Source organism: Aeromicrobium chenweiae, assembly GCF_003065605.1.
Classification (GTDB): domain Bacteria; phylum Actinomycetota; class Actinomycetes; order Propionibacteriales; family Nocardioidaceae; genus Aeromicrobium; species Aeromicrobium chenweiae.
Map to the genome: position 1 here is coordinate 400,246 of NZ_CP026952.1, position 17,795 is coordinate 418,040.

The 17,795-nt window shown below is 72.5% G+C and carries 19 protein-coding genes; 16 read left to right on the plus strand and 3 right to left on the minus strand.

From position 1 onward, the window contains the following. Positions 1-35: 35 nt before the first annotated feature. The 3 genes from C3E78_RS01995 (at position 36) to C3E78_RS02005 (ending at position 2,896) form a co-directional block, all read left to right on the plus strand. The gene (locus C3E78_RS01995) at positions 36-1,349 is read left to right on the plus strand and encodes a sensor histidine kinase (protein WP_108576736.1); all 1,314 of its coding nucleotides are present in this window, start codon (positions 36-38) and stop codon (positions 1,347-1,349) included. Then, entirely contained in the window at positions 1,301-1,948 is a 648-nt protein-coding gene (locus C3E78_RS02000; protein ID WP_108576737.1) for a LuxR C-terminal-related transcriptional regulator, read from the plus strand. Before C3E78_RS01995 ends, C3E78_RS02000 begins: the two co-directional genes overlap by 49 nt. A gap of 132 nt (positions 1,949-2,080) precedes the next feature. Beyond that, positions 2,081-2,896, plus strand: a complete 816-nt coding sequence (locus C3E78_RS02005; protein ID WP_108576738.1) for an alpha/beta fold hydrolase — start codon at positions 2,081-2,083, stop codon at positions 2,894-2,896. A 23-nt stretch (positions 2,897-2,919) separates the two neighbouring features. Here the strand turns inward: C3E78_RS02005 and gluQRS are convergent, their stop codons facing one another. Next, on the minus strand, positions 2,920-3,783 hold the full coding sequence (gene gluQRS, locus C3E78_RS02010) for a tRNA glutamyl-Q(34) synthetase GluQRS (RefSeq protein WP_108576739.1): 864 nt from the start codon (positions 3,781-3,783) through the stop codon (positions 2,920-2,922). 2 nt (positions 3,784-3,785) lie between these two features. Continuing rightward, positions 3,786-4,229, minus strand: coding sequence for a GNAT family N-acetyltransferase (locus C3E78_RS02015; RefSeq protein ID WP_199906906.1), 444 nt, complete (start codon positions 4,227-4,229; stop codon positions 3,786-3,788). A 103-nt stretch (positions 4,230-4,332) separates the two neighbouring features. Here C3E78_RS02015 and C3E78_RS18110 point away from each other — a divergent pair, with 103 nt between their 5' ends. The 3 genes from C3E78_RS18110 to C3E78_RS02025 all read left to right on the plus strand — a co-directional run bounded on the left by C3E78_RS18110 (position 4,333) and on the right by C3E78_RS02025 (position 8,697). Continuing rightward, positions 4,333-4,482, plus strand: coding sequence for a hypothetical protein (locus C3E78_RS18110; RefSeq protein WP_159085774.1), 150 nt, complete (start codon positions 4,333-4,335; stop codon positions 4,480-4,482). A 145-nt stretch (positions 4,483-4,627) separates the two neighbouring features. After that, positions 4,628-8,386 (plus strand): SpoIIE family protein phosphatase, encoded by a 3,759-nt coding sequence (locus C3E78_RS02020; protein ID WP_108576741.1) that lies wholly within the window; start codon positions 4,628-4,630, stop codon positions 8,384-8,386. Further along, positions 8,383-8,697, plus strand: a complete 315-nt coding sequence (locus C3E78_RS02025) for an STAS domain-containing protein (RefSeq protein ID WP_108576742.1) — start codon at positions 8,383-8,385, stop codon at positions 8,695-8,697. Before C3E78_RS02020 ends, C3E78_RS02025 begins: the two co-directional genes overlap by 4 nt. 16 nt (positions 8,698-8,713) lie before the next feature. Here C3E78_RS02025 and C3E78_RS02030 read toward each other — a convergent pair whose 3' ends face one another. Further along, positions 8,714-9,919 (minus strand): cytochrome P450, encoded by a 1,206-nt coding sequence (locus tag C3E78_RS02030; protein ID WP_108576743.1) that lies wholly within the window; start codon positions 9,917-9,919, stop codon positions 8,714-8,716. A gap of 120 nt (positions 9,920-10,039) precedes the next feature. Between C3E78_RS02030 and C3E78_RS18115 the strand changes: the two genes are divergently transcribed. The 10 genes from C3E78_RS18115 to C3E78_RS18120 all read left to right on the plus strand — a co-directional run bounded on the left by C3E78_RS18115 (position 10,040) and on the right by C3E78_RS18120 (position 17,674). Beyond that, complete coding sequence (locus tag C3E78_RS18115; RefSeq protein WP_159085775.1) at positions 10,040-10,177, plus strand: hypothetical protein; 138 nt, start codon at positions 10,040-10,042, stop codon at positions 10,175-10,177. A 104-nt stretch (positions 10,178-10,281) separates the two neighbouring features. Further along, complete coding sequence (locus C3E78_RS02035; protein WP_108576744.1) at positions 10,282-11,400, plus strand: glycosyltransferase; 1,119 nt, start codon at positions 10,282-10,284, stop codon at positions 11,398-11,400. Next, complete coding sequence (locus tag C3E78_RS02040) at positions 11,397-12,461, plus strand: glycosyltransferase (protein WP_108576745.1); 1,065 nt, start codon at positions 11,397-11,399, stop codon at positions 12,459-12,461. Before C3E78_RS02035 ends, C3E78_RS02040 begins: the two co-directional genes overlap by 4 nt. Further along, the gene (locus tag C3E78_RS02045) at positions 12,458-13,468 is read left to right on the plus strand and encodes a glycosyltransferase (protein WP_108576746.1); all 1,011 of its coding nucleotides are present in this window, start codon (positions 12,458-12,460) and stop codon (positions 13,466-13,468) included. The genes C3E78_RS02040 and C3E78_RS02045 overlap by 4 nt, the downstream gene beginning before the upstream one ends. Next, positions 13,468-14,295: a glycosyltransferase family 2 protein gene (locus C3E78_RS02050; RefSeq protein WP_199906907.1), complete on the plus strand. Its 828-nt coding sequence runs from the start codon at positions 13,468-13,470 to the stop codon at positions 14,293-14,295. The genes C3E78_RS02045 and C3E78_RS02050 overlap by 1 nt, the downstream gene beginning before the upstream one ends. Before the next feature lie 49 nt (positions 14,296-14,344). After that, on the plus strand, positions 14,345-15,055 hold the full coding sequence (locus C3E78_RS02055) for an ANTAR domain-containing protein (RefSeq protein ID WP_108576747.1): 711 nt from the start codon (positions 14,345-14,347) through the stop codon (positions 15,053-15,055). Between the two features lie 3 nt (positions 15,056-15,058). Then, positions 15,059-15,763 carry an ANTAR domain-containing protein gene (locus C3E78_RS02060; RefSeq protein WP_108576748.1) on the plus strand — a complete coding sequence of 235 codons (705 nt, stop codon included), beginning with the start codon at positions 15,059-15,061 and terminating at the stop codon, positions 15,761-15,763. Positions 15,764-15,767: 4 nt separating this feature from the next. Further along, positions 15,768-16,739, plus strand: coding sequence for an ATP-dependent DNA ligase (locus tag C3E78_RS02065; protein ID WP_199906908.1), 972 nt, complete (start codon positions 15,768-15,770; stop codon positions 16,737-16,739). A gap of 31 nt (positions 16,740-16,770) precedes the next feature. Beyond that, a complete protein-coding gene (locus tag C3E78_RS02070) occupies positions 16,771-17,451 on the plus strand; it encodes a GAF and ANTAR domain-containing protein (protein WP_108576750.1) in 681 nt (226 codons plus the stop codon). A gap of 64 nt (positions 17,452-17,515) precedes the next feature. Continuing rightward, positions 17,516-17,674: a hypothetical protein gene (locus C3E78_RS18120; protein WP_159085776.1), complete on the plus strand. Its 159-nt coding sequence runs from the start codon at positions 17,516-17,518 to the stop codon at positions 17,672-17,674. Positions 17,675-17,795 lie beyond the last annotated feature (121 nt).

A 17,795-nucleotide genomic window follows, 5' to 3' on the forward strand; every position in this document is an offset into this window, starting at 1 on the left:
GGGAGCCGCTTCCCCTCCCGAAAGGCCTGCCCGGCATGAGCACGACCGTCGACCTGACCAGGCCCGTGAAGGGCGAAGGCTTCCGTGGAGGTCTGCGCAGGCGGCTGGCGCTGACCGGGTGGTCGGTCGTCTACATCTGCCTGGCGGTGCCGGCCGTCGTGCTGCTGTGTGCGCTGACCGCCGGCCTCGGCGTCGCCGTCGTCGGCGTCGGCCTGCTGGTGCTGCTGGTGTTCGTCCCCCTCACCGCGCAGCTGACGAACGTCCACCGCCGGGTGTCCGGACGGATCCTCGGCCAGCGCATCGAGAGCCCGTACGTCCGGGGGCATGGCGGGCCGCGGGCTGCCCTCGCGAGGTGGGCCGGCGACCCGGCGCGGTGGCGTGACTTCGCGTGGACGTATGTGTCGGTGTGCATCGGCTGGGCCATGGCCTGGCTCGGGCTCGGACTGGCGCTCGCGGTGGTCTGGTACGCGATCTTCCCGTTCCTGTTCGCGATCACGCCCGACGGCACCTTCGACACCGACTACGGCCTGTTCGTGCTCGACACCCAGGCCGAGGCGTTCCTGGAGTGGGTGCTGATGCTGGTCGCCTTCGGCCTCTGGTGGGGGCTGGAACCGCTCGTCGTCCGGTGGCGTGCGTTGCTGGACCGGGTCCTGCTGTCCCCCTCACGGGGCGCGCTGGAGCGTCGTGTCGCGGAGGTGTCGCAGTCCCGGGCCGAGACCATCGACCACTCGGCGGCCGAGCTGCGACGCATCGAGCGGGACCTTCACGACGGCGCCCAGGCGCGGCTGGTCGCCCTGGGGATGAACCTGGGGCTGGCCGAGGAGCTGATCGACAAGGACCCCGAGGCCGCCGGTCGTCTGCTCGCGGAGGCGCGGACCGTCACCACCAGCGCGCTGGGTGACCTGCGCTCGGTCGTGCGGGGCATCCACCCGCCGGTCCTGGCCGACCGCGGCCTGGCCGGGGCGGTCCAGGCCCTCGCCCTCGACATGCCCCTCCCGGTGGCCGTGACGATCGTGCTGCCCGGGCGGCCGCCGGCACCGGTCGAGTCGGCCGCGTACTTCGCGACCAGCGAGCTGCTGGCCAACATCGGCAAGCACTCGGGCGCCCGGCGGGCGTCGATCGACGTCTCCCACGACGGCCACGTCCTGAAGGTCGTCGTCGAGGACGACGGGGCGGGGGGCGCCTCGCCCGAGCGCGGATCGGGACTGGCAGGGGTGGCTCGCCGACTGTCCGCGTTCGACGGCACGATGGACCTCGTCAGTCCCGCTGGGGGACCGACCGTGGTCACCCTGGAGATTCCGTGCGCGTTGTCATCGCCGAAGACCTCGCCCTCCTCCGGGACGGCCTGACGCGGCTGCTGCAGGCGTACGACTTCGAGGTCGTCGCCGCCGTCGACGACGCGGTGACGCTCGGCGACGCCCTCCGGACGCACCGGCCGGACATCGCGGTGGTCGACGTCCGCATGCCGCCGACGTTCACCGACGAGGGGTTGCGGGCGGCGATCTCCGCACGTGAGGAACGGCCGGGGATGCCCGTTCTGGTGCTCTCGCAGTACGTCGAGCAGCTCTACGCGCGCGAGCTGCTGGGCAGCGGGGACGGCGCGGTGGGCTACCTGCTGAAGGACCGGGTCGCCGACGTGTCGACGTTCGTCGAGGCCGTCCGGACCGTCGCGGCGGGCGGGACGGTCCTCGACCCGGAGGTGGTGTCGGCCCTCATCGCGCGGGCCCCGACCGACAGCCCCGTGTCCCGGCTGACCGACCGCGAGCGGGAGGTGCTCGGCCTCATGGCGCAGGGGCGCTCCAACGCCGCGATCGCTGCGGCTCTGTTCGTCACCGAGAAGGCCATCAGCAAGCACTCGAGCAACATCTTCATGAAGCTCGACCTCCACCCGGACGACGACAGCGCCAACCGCCGGGTCATGGCCGTCATCGCGTACCTGCAGTCCTGACCACTCGACGCTGGGCCTGACGTTCTTGCAGACACGCCGCCGGCGTGTCCGCAGAAACGTCAGACCCAGCGGGGTGGCGGGGCGGGCGGGGGACTGGCATGCTCGGCGCACCCAGCTCCCACGGAGGTACAGATGCCCGTCGTCGAGGCCAACCGTGCCCGGATCTTCGTCGAGGACACCGGCGCGCCCGCAGGTCGGCCGGACGCCCCGGCGATCGTCTTCGGCCACGGCCTGCTGTTCAGCGGACGCATGTTCGCCGCCCAGGTCGAGCGGCTGCGTGACCGGTACCGGTGCGTGACGATCGACTGGCGTGGTCAGGGCAGGTCGCCCGCGGCCGACGGGGGCTACGACATGGACACCCTCACGGAGGACGCCGTTGCCGTGATCGAGGCCCTCGGGGTCGGGCCGGTGCACTTCGTCGGTCTGTCGATGGGCGGGTTCGTGGGGATGCGACTCGGCGCCCGCCGTCCCGACCTCATCCGCTCGCTCGTCCTGCTCGACACCAGCGCCGGCCCGGAGGACCCCGAGAAGGTCTCGCAGTACCGGCTGCTCGCGACGGTCTACGGCGTCGTCGGCCTCTCGCCGGTGCGTGGCCGGGTGGAGCCCATCATGTTCGGCCCCACGTTCCTCGCGTCGTCCGCCGCGAGGCGCGACACCGACGCCTGGGTCGCGGACGTCAAGGCGTGCCGCCGCTCGGGCGTCAAGCAGGCGATCCGCGGCGTCACTGACCGGGAGCCCGTCCTCGCCGAGCTCGACCGCATCACCGCTCCGACTCTCGTCGCCGTGGGCGACGAGGACGTCGCGACGCCGCCGGCCAAGGCCGAGGTCATCGCGGGGGCGATCGCCGGGGCGCGGCTGGAGATCGTCACGGGCAGCGGGCACTCCAGCACGATCGAGCAGCCCGAGCGGCTCGCCGACCTCATCGAGGACTTCGTCGACGCCCACTAGCTACAACTAGCCCGCGTCGCGGTTCAGGCGGGCGGCACGAAGATCCACGGCTCCCGCGGGATGCGGTCGATCGAGAACCCGTCCAGGAGGTCGGCGGCCGTGGAGCCCGTCAGGCCGAGCGAGGCCGCAACCATGCCGAACGCCGCCGGGCCGATCTCGCGCAGGGTGACCGCGCCGTCGCGCTTCGCGAGGCGCCGTCCTGCCGTGTTGAGCGCGAGCGGCACGTGGACGTACGTCGGCGGCACCGCGCCCAGCAGGGTCGCGAGGTACGCCTGCCGCGGTGCCGAGCTCAGCAGGTCGTCACCGCGGACGACCTGGTCGATGCCCTGCTGTGCGTCGTCCACCACGACGGCGAGGTTGTAGGCGACGGCGCCGTCCCCTCGGCGCAGCACGAAGTCGTCCACGACCCCTTCGTACGACCCGTGCAGCTCGTCCTCGATCGTGAAGGTCGAGGTCCCGGCACGCAGACGCAGCGCCGCGGGCCGCAGCGCGCGGCGTTCCTCCCGCTCGGCGTCGGTGAGGTCACGGCAGGTGCCGGGGTAGGCGCCCGGCGGGGCGTGCGGCGCGGACGGCGCCTCGAGGATCTCCCGGCGGGTGCAGAAGCACTCGAACAGCAGCCCGCGGCCGCCCAAGGAGGCGAGCGCCGCGTCGTAGAACCGCGCCCGCTCGGACTGCCGCACCACCGGGCCGTCCCAGTCGAGCCCCATCGCGGCGAGGTCGGCGAGCTGCCGCTCCTCGGCCCCGGGCCGGACCCGGTCCAGGTCCTCGACGCGCAGCACGAACTCGCGGCCCGTCGATCGCGCGCACAGCCAGGCGAGCAGCGCCGTGCGGAGGTTCCCGACGTGCAGGTCCCCCGAGGGGGACGGGGCGAATCGACCGGCTCCCATCGTCAGGTGAGGGGCTTCTCGTAGGACCGGTAGACCTCGTCGAGCTGGTAGCCGTGCCGGACGTAGACCGCCTGGGCGCGCTCGTTGGCGTGCGCGGTGCTGAGCCCGACCGACACCGCACCGGCGTCCGCGGCCAGCGCGGCCACCGTGTGCAGCAGCTCGTCGGCGGCGCCGGTGCCGCGGGCGTGCTCGACGACGAAGAGATCGTTCAGCACCCAGACGGGCGCCAGCCGGGTCGAGGAGAACGTCGGGTAGACCTGCGCGAACCCGACCACCTCGTCCTCGTCGACCGCGAGCAGGACGACGGACTCGCCCCGGGCGAGCCGTGCGGCGAGGAACGCTTCGGCTGCCGCGACATCGTTGGGCTCGCCGTGGAACTCGCGGTAGGCCGCGAAGAGCTGGGCGGCCTCGAGGACGTCCTCGAGCGTCGCGCGGATGACGGTCACCGCACCAGCGTGCCACGCGGGCCGCGAACGGGCCGGTCGTGCCGGCGCATGATCCGTCGCAGGGGTGGGTACGTCCTCGGTCCGACCCTTCAGGAGGAGTGCCATGACCGTGCTGCCTGACGAACCCGTCGACCCCGACGACATCGACCCGGAGGACCCGTTCGCCGTCGAGCCGGACGCCGAGCCCGAGGTGCCACCGGACCCGGATCGGATCGTCCCGCTGCCCGCGGACGATCCCGCAGAGCCGCTGTAGGTCACCGTCTCCCCGTCGTCGCCGGGGGACGACGGCCCGTGCTGCGGCTCCCGGCAGGACTCGGCATAATCGGGCGCGAGCGTGAACGAGCCGCGAACCGGCTGCGGAACACGGCAGGGACAGTCCGGACGGGAGCAGGGAGCGGATGCGACACACGTTCACGACGACCGAGGTGGGCCGTGACCTGGCCGAGGTCGACTGGGCGTCCACCCCGCTCGGGCCGCCGGACGACTGGCCGCAGAGCCTGAAGACGGCCGTGCGGACGCTGCTCACCACCAAGTTCTCGATGTGGATGGCGTGGGGGCCAGACCTCACGTTCCTGTGCAACGACTCGTACCGGCGGCAGACCCTCGGCACGAAGTACCCGTGGGCCCTCGGCCGTCCGGCGAGCGAGGTCTGGTCGGAGATCTGGGACGACATCGGGCCCCGGATCGAGACGGTGATGAGCACGGGCGTCGCCACGTGGGACGAGTCGCTGCTGCTCCTGCTCGAGCGCAGCGGATTCGTCGAGGAGACCTATCACACGTTCTCCTACAGCCCGCTCGCAGCGGATGACGGACACGTCGAGGGCATGCTCTGCGTCGTCAGCGAGGTCACCGAGCAGACGATCTCGACCCGGCGGATGACCACGCTGCGTGACCTGGCTGCGCGGACGGCCGGCCAGCTCACCGAGAGCGAGGCGATCGCGGCGGCCGGGGAGCAGGTCGAGGCCGATCCGCTCTCCCTCCCGTTCGCGCTCGTCTACGTGCTGGACGCGGAGGGTGGACGATTCACGCGTGCCTGCGCCGCCGGCGTCGGTGACGACCACCCGCTGGCACCGTGCGGGATCGACGTGGACGCCGCCGCGGCGCCGTGGCCGATCGACGCGGCCCTGGCGGGCAGGGAGGTGCTGGTCGACCTGACGACGCTTCCCCACGAGCCACCGCGCGCCCCGTGGGGTGCCCCGACCACGCGGGCACTCATGGTGCCGTTGGCCGGAGCCGCCTCGCACCAGCCGTACGGGTTCCTGGTCGCGGGCCTGAGCCCGTACCGTCCGGTCGACGAGGCCTACACCGGGTTCGTCGACTTGTTCGCCGGGCAGCTGGCCGCGTCGATCACGGCGGCCCGGACCTTCGCCGGGGAGAAGCGGCGGGCCGAGATGCTGACCCGGCTCGACCAGGCCAAGACCGACTTCTTCACGAACGTCAGCCACGAGTTCCGCACCCCGCTGACCCTGCTGCTGGGCCCGGCGGCGGACGCGCTCAGCGATCCCTCGTTGCCGCCGGAGGACCCTCAGCGCACACGCTTCGAGATCATCCACCGCAACGGGCAGCGGCTGCTGCAGCTCGTCAACAACCTGCTCGACTTCGCCCGCCTCGAGGCGGACGGCATCGTCTCGCACTTCGAGTCGGTGGACCTCGCCCGCCTCACCGAGCCCCTGGTCACGATGTTCGACTCCGCCGCCACGCAGGCGGGGCTGGAGCTGACGTACCGCGGCGAGGAGATGTCCGTCGACAGCTACGTCGACGTCGAGCACTGGTCCAAGATCGTGCTGAACCTGTTGTCGAACGCCTTCAAGTTCACCTTCTCCGGTGGCATCACGGTGACGCTGCGCGAGGAGGACGGACACGCGGTGCTGACGGTCGCCGACACCGGCGGCGGCATCGCCGAGCAGGAGCTGGCGCACCTCTTCCAGCGTTTCCACCGCGTCCGCGGCGCCGCCTCCAGGACGCACGAGGGCTCCGGCGTGGGCCTGGCGCTCGTGTCCGAGCTGGCCCGGTTGCACGGTGGCGACGTGGGCGTGTCAAGCACGGAGGGCCTCGGCACGACCATGACCGTCCGCATCCCGCTCGGTCGAGCCCACCTGCCGGCTGAGGCGATCGTCGAGTCCAGCTCCGCGGAGGCAGCCGTGCCACGGCGGGCCGACGTCGTCTCGGACGCGTGGCGCTGGCTCGACCCGGTGCGTGACGCCGTGGCCGGGCCGGCCGGACGCTCGCACGAGGACGTCGCACGCGTCCTGGTGGTCGACGACAACGTGGACATGCGGCGCTACGTCGCGGGACTGCTGGCCCAGGACTACGACGTCACGATGGCTGCCGACGGGCTCGACGCGCTGGAGCGCATCGCCGAGACGGTGCCGGACCTGATCATCACCGACGTCATGATGCCCCGCCTCGACGGTTTCCAGCTGCTGGCCAAGCTGCAGGCGGATGCGCGCACCACGAGCGTCCCGGTCATCATGCTGAGCGCTCGGGCCGGTGAGGAGGGCACCGTCGAGGGCCTCGAGGCGGGTGCCGCCGACTACCTGGTCAAGCCGTTCGCCGCGCGCGAGCTGCTGGCGCGGGTGCGGGTCAACCTCGAGCTCGACCGGGTCCGCCGGGTGCGCGCCACCCTGGAGCGCAGCGAGGCCCTGCTCGACCAGGCCCAACGGCTCGCGAAGGTGGGCAGCTGGGAGGCCGACCTGGTGTCCAGGACCGTGACCGGCTCGGAGGAGCTGCTGCGTCTGACCGGGTTGTCCCGCCAGGAGTTCGAGGAGATGGGCTGGCCCGGCGTCATCTCGGGTGTCGTGCACCCCGACGACGCGACCCGCGTCAACGCGACCCTGCAGCACCTCTCGGTCGGTGACGTCATGGCGTACGACATGCGCATCCTGACGCCCGAGGGTGTCGAGCGGCTCGTGACCGTCCGTGCCGCCCTGCTCGGTGACGAGACGGGCCGGCCTCGCACGCTGCAGGGCTCGATGCAGGACGTCACCGAGCAGCGGGAGGCCGAGCAGACGATGTCCGCGGCCCGCGCCCGCGAGGAGGCCGCCCACCGCGAGCACGCGATCGCCGAGGAGCTGCAGCGGAGCCTGCTGCCCGCCGAGACGTTCGACCTCGAGCACCTCGACGTCGCGACGTACTACCGGGCGGGCGTCGAGGGGACGTACGTGGGCGGCGACTGGTACGACATCATCGAGCTCGGCGGCGAACGGACGGCCTTCGTGATGGGGGACGTCATGGGGCGCGGTGTCCGCGCGGCGTCCGTCATGGGACAGCTCCGGTCGGCCGTCCGGGCCTTCGCCACCCTGGACCTGCCCCCTGACGAGGTCATGCGACACCTCGACGTCCTGGTGCAGGACCTGTCCGGTGACCAGATCGTCACGTGCGTCTACGGCGTGTTCGACCCCGAGGACGAGACGCTTCGCTACGCCAACGCGGGGCACCTGCCACCGCTGGTCGCGGACCGCGACGGCCGGCTGCGGCGCCTGACGGCCGGTGGCCCCCCGCTCGGCGCCGGCTACGGCGACGAGGGGACCACCGAGGTCCCGCTGGCCACCGGCGCGACGATCGTCTTCTACACCGACGGGCTGGTCGAGCACCGCGGGCGTGACATCGACGACGGGATCCGCGCGCTGGAGCGCGAGGTCGTCTGGCGGGCCGGCACCCCGCTCGCCGAGATGCCCGAGGCCATCGTGGGTGCGCTGCTCCCCGAGGGCCCGGACGACGACGTCGCGATGCTGGTCGCCCGGGTCACCTCCCGCATGGAGACCGCGGACCTGTCGATGCACCGCGACACCGGCCGTGCCACGGTGGCGGAGGCGCGACAGTTCGTGGTGGAACGGCTGAACCGCTGGCTCGTCCCCGAGCCGGTGACTCGTGACCTCGCCCTCATCACCAGCGAGCTGGTGACGAATGCGATGGTGCACGGCGGACCGCCCGTCCAGCTGCGTCTGGTCCGTTCCGGCGCGCAGGTGAGGGTGGAGGTGCAGGACGACGCGGGGGAGCTGCCGATGACCCGCGAGCCCGCCCAGACCGACGAGCACGGACGCGGCCTCCAGATCGTCGACGCCCTGTCCGACGAGTGGGGCACCAGCGGCACCGACAGGGGCAAGACCGTGTGGAGCGTGCGGGCCTGGCGGCCCGACGACCGAGGAGGAGCATGACCGAGCTGACGTTCACGACAGATGACCAGCAGGAGCGGACGGTCCTGTCCGTCGCCGGGGAGATCGACATGCAGACGTCGGTGGAGCTGCGCTCCCAGGTGGACACCCTGGACGTCTCCCACCGCACGCTGGTGCTGGACCTGAGCGGCGTGACGTTCGTCGACTCGAGCGGGCTCGGCTCGCTGCTGGGCGTCAAGAAGCAGCAGGAGCGTGCCGGTGGCCGGCTCCTGCTGGCGAGGGTCTCGCCGCCGGTGGCCCGCATCATCGAGATCACCCGGATGGACCGGGTGTTCGACACCGTCGAGGACTGATCGTCCCGACGACGGCTCAGCGGCGGACCTTCACGACCAAGCGGGGCTTGGGAGGCATCCGGCGCAGGGTCGCCCGCGGCCCCTCGACCGTGCAGTGCAGGTCGGCGACGCGTCCGGCCAGTGTCGCCAGGATCGCGACGGTGAGATCCTCACCCGGGCAGCGATGACCGGTCGCGGCGGACCCGCCGCCCTGGGGGACCAGGTTGTACGGCGTCACGGGTGTGTGGTCGAACCGGCCCGGGTCGAAGGCTTCGGGATCGCGCCAGATCCGCGGATCGTGGTTCGTGCCCCACACGTCGAGAACGAGGAGCGTGCCCTTCTCGATCGTCGCGCCCTGCCACTCCAGGTCACGGGTGGCGCGGGTCGCCAGGAACGGGACGAACGGGTACGTACGGCGCACCTCCTGGGCGACGCCCATCGCCGAGACGCGGTGGGACCGCAGGTCGTCGCGGCTGGCCGGGTTCACGTCCAGCGCCTCGAACAGTCCCGCGACGAGCCAGCTGACGGCCACGAGGGGGCGGAGCAGGTTGATCACCTCGACGGCCGCGGTATGGGCGGGAAGCAGCTCACCCTCGGTGTCGCGGTGGTGTGACCAGGCGTCCAAGGGGGTCGTGACCGTCGCGCCCGCCCCGCGGGACTCCTCCACCAACGGCTCCACCCACGCCTCGGTCCGCCGGCGGGCCCGGCGTGCGGCGACCTGTCTCAGGTTGGGCCCACCGAAGCCGTCGACCATGGCCAGCATGTCGCGCGCCCGGCCGGCGGCCTGGTCGGGCTCGAGGGCGATGCCGACCCAGTCGCATCCTGATTCCAGCAGCATCGCGCCGACCTGCTCGAACACGTCGACGCGTCCGGACCAGCGGGGTGCCCGCTCGTCCCAGCGACGGGCGACCGCATCCGCGACGTCACGCACGGACACCGGCCCGATCAGCTCGTTGAAGGTGGCCTTGCGGTGGGTGTGGGCGTCGCCGTCCAGCATGTGCACGGGCCCCTTGCCGAACAGCGGTCCCACGAGGGCGGTCGGGAGCGCGGACGAGCGCTCGGTGTCCGGGCACTCGTAGAAGAACTGGGCGGCGGACGCGCCGCGGATCGCCGTGACCCGCTCGTGGAGCAGGCGCGTCTGGACGATCTCCGAGCCTGCCCTTCGGCGCATCGTCTCCCAGAAGCGGTAGCCGTTCCGCAGCAGCACGAGCGACTGGTCGCGCTGGAGGCTGTCGGGGCTCATGGTCCTCAGGTGCCCCGCCGCAGCGCGTTCATGCACCGGCCGCTTGGACCGAGGTGATCCCGGGTACACCAGGCGCGGGTGCTGATCCGCCCACCCATCCGGCAGGACTGAGGAGGAACCATGACCGAGATGCCTGACTTCCCGGACCCGAACACCGGGGCGCAGCCCGACCCCACCCCGGGAGCGCCCGAGCCGCCTGAGGAGCCCGAGGAGTTCCCGTTGGACGACGACGGAGACCTCGTCTCGGACCCCGATTGAGGCGCCCTGAGGCCGATTCGCGGGGCCTGATTCAAGCCCGGACGTCGGGGTACACGGCGGCGGAGTGCAGAAGGTCGCTCCACCTCGCCCACGAGAAGGACGTCATGCTGCACTCGGCCACTCACGAGACCCGATCCGCCACCCCCACGGGGTCGTCGGCCGTCCGCATCGCGTCGATCCCGTCGTCGCACGTGTACGTCCGGCACCTGTCGTCGGCCGGTGACGACGACGCGGGCATCGAGCGGCTGCCCGACCCGCGTCCCCCGGGAAGCGCCCCGGAGGCGTCCCAGTGGTGGCCCCCGGTGATGCTCGACCCCGACTGGATCTCCCGCCACGCCGACGACTTCGACGTCCTGCACCTGCACTTCGGCTTCGACGCGTCCTCGCCCGAGCAGCTGCGCGAGGTCGTGGCGGCCCTGCGCTCGAACGGCAAGCCCTTCGTCTTCACGGTGCACGACCTGCGCAACCCGCACCACACGGACCGGCGGGCGCACGATGCGCAGCTCGACGTGCTGGTCCCGGCGGCGGACGAGCTCGTCACGCTCACGTCGGGCGCGGCAGCCGAGATCCGTCGACGCTGGGGACGGTCGGCGACCGTCATCCCGCACCCGCACGTCGTAGAGCTGGACGTCGCTGCCCGGATCCGCCGGGAGCGGGCCGGCCGCACGGGCGAGTTCCGCCTCGGCGTCCACCTCAAGAGCCTGCGGGCGTGCATGGACGCCGAGGCGGTCGTCCCCGCCCTCGTGAGAGCTGCGCGCGAGCTGCCGGACGCGGTGCTGCAGGTCAACGGCCACCGGGACGTCCTCGAGCCCGGTGGGGCCCGCTTCGACGCCCGGCTGGCCGCGATGCTCACCGACCTCGGTGACGAGATCGATCTGCGCGTCCACGACTTCTTCTCCGACGCCGACCTGTGGACCTACCTCGGCAGCCTCGACGTCTCGGTGCTGCCGTACCGTCACGGGACGCACTCGGGCTGGCTCGAGGCCTGCCGGGACCTGGGGACCGATGTCATCGCCCCCAGCTGCGGGTTCTACGCCGACCAGGCGCCGGTGCACACGTACCGCATGGACGAGACGACCTTCGACGCCGACGACCTCGTGCGCGCCGTCCGCGAGGCCCAGGACCGGCCGTCGCCGCTGCTGGACCTGGGGGAGCGGGACCGCCAGCGAGCGGACGTGGCCGAGGCCCACCGCGCGCTCTACACGCGGCTCGTCCGCCCATGAGGATCTGCCTGATCGCGTCGAGCCGGTTCCCGGTGGGTGAGCCGTTCCACGGCGGCATGGAGGCCCACACGGCGCTGCTCGCCGAGCACCTCATGGGGCGTGGACACCGCGTCAGCGTCTTCGCGGCGCCGGGTTCCGACCCCCGCCTGCACGTCGAGGAGCTCGCCATCGTCCCGTTCGAGCCGAGCCCGGCCGCACGGCGTGACGTGGGGGCCATGCCGGAGGTCTGGATGGCTGAGCACCATGCGTACCTCGGCCTGATGATGGAGCTCGCGCGGACCGGCAAGGACCGCTTCGACGTCATCCACAACAACTCCCTGCACCACCTCCCGATCGCGATGGCCGAGCTGGTCGACCTGCCGATGGTGTCGACGCTGCACACCCCTCCGGTGCCCTGGCTGGAGTCCGCGCTCATGGTGACCCGGACGCCCACGAGGTTCGTGGCGGTGAGCCGGCACACGGCCAGCGCGTGGGCACACGCCGTGGCGGCCGAGGTGGTCCTCAACGGCATCGACACCACGCGCTGGACACCCGGACCGGGCGGTGCCCGTGCGGTCTGGACGGGACGCATCGTGCCGGAGAAGGCTCCCCACCTCGCGGTGCGCGCAGCGCTGGCGGCCGGCCTCGACGTCGACGTCGCCGGCCCCCGCCAGGACGAGACGTACTTCGCCCGGGAGATCGAGCCCTTGCTGGGCGACCGGGTCCGCTACGTCGGGCACCTCGGCACGACCGAGCTGGTGGATCTGGTCGGACGAGCTGCGGTCGCGGTCGTCTCACCGGTGTGGGACGAGCCGTACGGGCTGGTCGCCGCCGAGGCCATGGCGTGCGGGACTCCCGTCGCGGCGTTCCGGCGCGGTGCGCTCCCGGAGATCGTGACCAGCTGCACCGGGGCGCTGGCGACCCCGGACGACGTGGGGGCGCTGGCGATCGCGATCGGGCAGGCCAGCGTGCTGGACCGGGCGGACGTGCGCAAGCACGCCGTGCGCCACCTGGGTGCCGAGCGCATGGTCTCGGCGTACGAGGACGTGTACGAGCGCGCGGCCGGGGGGCGTGCCGCATGATCGGCTACTACGTGCACCACCACGGGCGCGGACACCTGCACCGGGCCATGTCCGTCGCGGCGGCAACCGACACGGTCGTGGTCGGCATGAGCTCATTGCCCCGCCCGCCCGAGTGGACGGGGCCCTGGCTCGAGCTGCCGCGCGACGACGAGGGTCCCGCGCCGGTCGACGCCAGCGCCCGCGGCCGCCTGCACTGGGTCCCGGAGATGGACGCCGGTCTGTCCGCGCGCATGGCCGAGATCTCCGCGTGGATAGCCCACGTCGAGCCGGCCCTCATGGTGGTGGACATCTCGGTCGAGGTCTCGCTGCTGGCCCGCCTGCACGGGACGCCGGTCGTCACGACGGTCCTGCCCGGGGACCGTCGCGACTCGGCCCACGACCTCGTCCACTCGGTGGCCCGGCGGGTGGTCGCTGCCTGGCCGTCCGACGTCCTTGGCATGGTCGACGGGCTCGAAGCCCACCACGACCGCCTGACCTGCGTCGGCGGCCTCTCCCGGTTCGACGGGCGGGAGGTCGTCTCGCGCCCGCACGACGGGGAGCGGCGCGTGCTCGTGCTGGCGGGTGCGGGGGACGAGGGAGCGGACGCGTGGGACCTCGCTGCTGCTCGCGCGGCGACACCCGGCTGGACGTGGGACGTCCTGGGTCCCGGCGCGGGCTGGGTCGACGACCCGTGGGAGGCGCTCTGCGCGGCGGACGTCGTCGTGACGCACGCGGGCCAGAACGCGATCGCCGAGGTGGCGGCGGCCCGGCGTCCCGCGATCGTCGTGCCCCGACCGCGACCGTTCGGCGAGCAGGACTCGATGGCCGCGGCCCTCGCGGCGGACGACCGCTTCCCGGTGAGCGTGTTCCCCGAGGGGATCCCCACGTCGGGCTGGAGCGAGCTGCTGGAGCGGACCGCCGCCCTGGACGGCTCCGGCTGGTCCGCGTGGAGCGACGGCAAGGGCGCCGCTCGCATGGGCCAGGTCATCGCCGAGGAGCTCGCACGCGCGCCGATGGGCCGCCACTGATGCTTGCCGTCATCACGATCGTGCACGGTCGGCACGATCATCTCGCGCTGCAGCAGGCCGGGCTCCACCGCTCGACGCACCGACCGGACCTCCACGTCGTGGTCGCGATGGACGACCTCGCCCTGGAGGAGGACCTGGACCCGGTCCCGTGGCCCCGCCGGATCGTCCATCTCGCGCGATCGGGCCGCCACCTGCCGCTCGCCCGCGCCCGCAACATCGGCGCCCAGACCGCGATCGCCGCGGGAGCGACGACGTTGGTGTTCCTCGACGTCGACTGCGTCCCGGCGGAGCCCCTGCTGGCGGCCTACGCCGCGGCCGCGACGCACGCCGTCACCTGCCGGGACCTGCTGTGCGGCCCGGTCACGTACCTGCCGCCGCCTCCCGCGGGCGGGTACGACCTGACGGACCTCGACTCGCTCGCGGAGCCGCACGCGGCGCGCCCGGCGCCACCGGCCGGCACGGTCGAGCGGACCCGCCACGGCTACGAGCTGTTCTGGTCGCTGTCCTTCGCCCTGTCCCACGAGGCCTGGTACGACATCGGCGGCTTCGACGAGGCGTACGTCGGCTACGGGGGAGAGGACACCGACTTCGCCCGTCGCGCCGAGGGTCTCGGCACGGCGCTGACGTGGGTCGGCGACGCCCGGGCGTTCCACCAGCATCATCCCGTGAGCACGCCACCGGTCGAGCACGTCGAGGACGTGGTGCGCAACGCGACGCTGTTCCACGAGCGCTGGGGGGAGTGGCCGATGACCGGCTGGCTCACCGCGTTCGAGGAGCGCGGCCTGGTGCGTCGACGGGCCGACGGATCGTACGGGGACGTGCGGTGAGGCGTGGGACGGGTACGGTCGAAGGACATGACTCGAGGGAGGTTCTGGCATGGCGGAGACTCACGAGCGACTGATCGCCCGCCTGGCCGCGGTCCTGTCCGACCTCCACGACATGGAGCCCGGTGCCGAACGTCTGTGCGAGGCCGGACGACGCATGCTCGACGCCGACGGTGCGGCGCTGACGGTCATGACCCCGAGCCGGACCCTCGTGGTCCTGGCGGCGACGGACCCGCTCGCGAGCAAGCTCGAGGACGTGCAGGACGTCGTGGGCGAGGGCCCGACGAAGGACGCCTACCGCGAGAACCTCGTCCAGCTGGCGGACTTCTCGCCCGGTCACGAGGCCAGGTGGCCGCTGATGCACGAGCACGGCCGGCGGCTGGGTTTCAGCGGCCGCGTCGTGACGCTGCCCTTGAAACCGTACGGTGACCCGGTCGGGGCGCTGCTGGTGTACGGCTCGGGCGAGAGCTTCTGGGTCGATCCCGTGACGGCGGAGTTCCTCGGTGTCGCGATGGGAGCCGCACTGGTGCAGGACCCGCGACTGGCCCCGGAGCGGCAGGCCGGGACGGAGGCGTGGTCCTCGCGCGCCCAGGTCCATCAGGCGACCGGCATGATCATCTCCCAGGTCGGCGTACGTCCGGAGGACGCGATGGCGCTGCTTCGCGGTCAGGCGTTCGCCAACGAGTCCACGCTTCTCGAGGTCGCCCAAGAGGTCATCGAGCGGCAGATCGACTTCCGACACTTCACGATCGAGGGTGACTGACCGATGGATGCCGCTCGCGCCGCCCTGGCACTGGCCGACGCCTCGTCGTCGATGACCCGCACCCACGACACCACGGGTGCCCTCATCGACCTGCTGACCCACTGCGAGGCCGGACTCGACGTCGACGCCAGCGGGATCCTCCTCGGGGTCCACGACGGAGCCCTGGAGCTGCTGGTGACCTCCAGCCACGCGGCAGCAGAGCTGGAGATGTACCAGCTGAACGACGGCGAGGGGCCGTGCCTCGAGGCACACGCGACCGGTGAGTCGGTCGACGAGCACTCCAAGGAGACCCTGGTGCACCGCTGGCCGCAGTTCGGGCAGGCGATGATCGATGCGGGCTTCGAGTCGGTGCACGCTCTCCCGCTGCGGATCAACACGTCCTCTGTCGGCGCAATAGGGCTGTTCCGGAGGTCCGGCCGCCCGAGGTTCACGACGACCGAGGGAACGGTCGCTCGCGCGTTCGCCGACATCGCGTCCATGCTCCTGATCCAGCACGGTGACGTCTCCCCCGAGGAGCTGGCCCAGCGGGTCCAGGAGGCGCTCGGCGAGCGGGTCGTCATCGAGCAGGCCAAGGGAGTGCTGGCCGACCGGCACGGCCTCTCCATGCCTGACGCCTACGAGCGCCTCGTGCACGACGCCCACGACGAGGGGGAGAGCCTCACGGGGTGGGCGGGCCGTGTCGTGCGCGACTCCCAGACGCCCCGCTGACGCCGTGCTCTCGTTCCCGCAGGACCCCATGCTGGCCCGGCACGTCTCGGCGCTGCCCGAGCAGGGCGCGTTGCCGGGTGGATGCGCGTACGAGCCCAAGTTCGACGGCTACCGCGCGCTCCTGTTCGTCGACGACGACGGGTGCCGCGTCCAGTCGCGGCGGGGCCACGACATCACCGACGCCTTCGACGACGTGGCCGCCGCGGCCACGGAGCAGCTGCCGGCCGGTCTGGTCGTCGACGGCGAGCTCGTCGTGTGGTCCGACGGCTCGCTCGACTTCGGTGAGCTCCAACGGCGTCTCGGTCGAGGCAGCAACCACGGGTTCCGGCGCCGACCCGCCTCGTTCGTGGCCTTCGACGTGCTCGCGGTCGCCGGCATCGACATCCGGTCGCGAACCCTGGCGGTGCGCCGGGAGCTGCTCGAGACGGTGCTGGACGACCCGGACGGCGCGATCCAGCTGTCCCCGCAGACCACCGACGTCGAGCAGGCCCGCGAGTGGCTCGAGGACTACGTCGCGGCTGACGTCGGCATCGAGGGGCTCGTGGTCAAGGGCCTCGGCACGACGTACCGAGGCGGTGCCCGCGACTGGCTGAAGTACCGGGTGCGCGACACCGCCGAGGCCGTCGTCGGGGCCGTGGCCGGACCGCCCGAGGCCCCCGAGCATCTCGTCCTGGGACGTCTCGACGAGTCCGGGGAGCTGCAGATGGTCGGGACGACGACCCAGCTCAGCCCCCAGCTGCGCTCAGGCCTGGACGGGCTGCTGGACCAGGCCGACGACACGCACCCGTGGCGCGACGGCGGGGCGACGGGCACGCGGTGGGGAAGGGGTGACCAGCGACCGGTCACCCTGGTCGCACCGACGCTCGTGGTGGAGGTGTCGGTCGACAGCTCGACGGACCGCGGCAGGTGGCGGCACCCCGCACGCCTCGTGCGTCCGCGACCTGATCTCAGCCTGGGCGAGATCCCCCGCGCATAGACTGGGATCACCGACGGAAGCAGGGATCCCCATGGACGTGGCACGCAAGCTCGCGGACATGGCCCTGGAGCTCGAGCAGGACGGCCACCCCGGCACGATGCTCCACCGGGTGTCCGAGCACGCCGTCGCGCTGCTGGGAGCCGACGACGCAGGGATCATGCGCATCGCGTCCCGGTCGCAGGTCGAGACCCCCGCCGCCACGAGCGGACGGGTGGACCGGGCGCACCAGCTGCAGGCCGAGCTGGACGAGGGCCCCTGCCTCGACGCGATCACCGGCCACGCCACCTATGTGATGACCGATGTCGAGCGCGACGGTCGCTGGCCGGCTTGGGGCCCCGCGGCGGCCGCCATCGGCATCCACAGCGCGGTCGGCGTACGACTGGCGACCCGCGACAGGGGGTTCGGCTCGCTCAACATCTACGCCGACCGGCCCGACGCGTTCGCGCCGGCCGACGCCGAGGTCGCGGAGATGCTGGCGGCGCACGCAACGGCAGCGTTCGCGGCGGCCGAACGGGCCGAGGGGCTCACGACGGCGCTGGACACACGGACCACGATCGGCCAGGCCCAAGGCATCGTGATGGAGAAGTTCAGCGTCGACGCGCAGGCCGCGTTCGAGTTCCTCCGCCGGATCTCGCAGCATGAGAACCGCCGCCTCGCCGCAGTGGCGGAGGCCATCGTCGTCCAGCGTGAGGCCAACACCCGCGCGGAGTGACGCGAGCCCGGGTTACGTGGGGCCGGCGTGGGTACGTGGGTGGCTCACGACGAGAGGAACCACCATGAGCGAGACGCCCATCGAGCCGGATCCGCAGCCCGGAGCGGACGAGGGACAGGGGGACGACTTCGACCCCGTCCAGACCGGTGAGGAGCCCGCCACCGGGCCCGAGGCGCCCGTCCCGCCCGGCGGCGAGGACTTCGCCGACCAGCCGGGCAGCTGAGCTGCCCCCGGCCGACTGGCCGGACATCGCACCGTCACGACCCCGGACCACGCGTCCGGGGTCGTGCCGGTTGGGTCACTGCTGGGCCGAACGGCGGTTGAAACCGCGACAGTCGGGCACC